General features: G+C 47.0%; 1 pseudogene. It reads right to left on the bottom strand.

What is annotated here, in order from left to right:
• Positions 1-893: pseudogene (locus A3750_RS03710) on the bottom strand (hypothetical protein); the annotation flags it as partial.

Raw genomic sequence — 893 nt, 5'->3', positions numbered from 1 at the left:
AGCTGCTTCTCGGTGCGCAGTTGACCATAGTAATCATTGCTAATCGCTTGAGACAATACGCCATACAGGGCGCGTTCTGAGTAGTCCTTGGATTCACCTTGCATGTAGAAAACCATGCTGGTGTCAGGGTGGTCGATGGTTAGAGATATTGCCCAGTCTGCCTCTCCCTCTAAGTTAACAACTTGCGCTCGCTCTACCTTCTGAATCTTAGCGCTGGAAAGCAGGTGCTCCTTCACCAGTGCTGCCATACTCTCGGTTTGCTCTTTGTCGACGTTGCCATTGCTGAGGATGGCGGTATCAATGATGGAGAAAAATAGCTCTTTGAAAGACCGGAGCGTATTGATATCAATATTGTCGAGAGCGGCAAGTTTTTCCTCAGAAGACCAAGAAGGAGTAAGTACGCTTTCTTGTAAGGACTTAATGGCCTGTTGGAACGGTTTTTGTTCCTTTTCATTTTCTAATGAACGCTCTAGGCGCTCTTTGATGTTGTCAAAGCGCTCTTCTCGGAGAGGGCTCGTCTTTAAATTCTGAAGAATGGTTGCGAGGAGAACGTGTTGCTTATCGTTATAGCCGGCAATTTTTACGGTTACGCCACGAACGTGTTTATAGAGGTCATAGCTTAGTCCTGCAAGATAAGCTGGGTAGGAATATTCTACGAGGTTGTCGATCATCATGGAGACGAGAAGTTGGGTCATGACCATGTGCTCAACACGGTCCATTGCATAAGGTGATCTGACGCTCAAGAAAAACGTTGACTTGGGCGTCCCAAACTCCGTGTCGGTTGCGTGCCAAAGCTCAATACCATCTGCTGCATCAAGCTGCCTAGGGATGCTGTCATTTGTTACAGAGACTAAATCGGTATTGTCAGGGATAAATGCGTTGGGTTCGGGTAA

Source organism: Oleiphilus sp. HI0079 (assembly GCF_001635105.1).
This window is presented reverse-complemented; position numbering and strand designations above follow the sequence as displayed.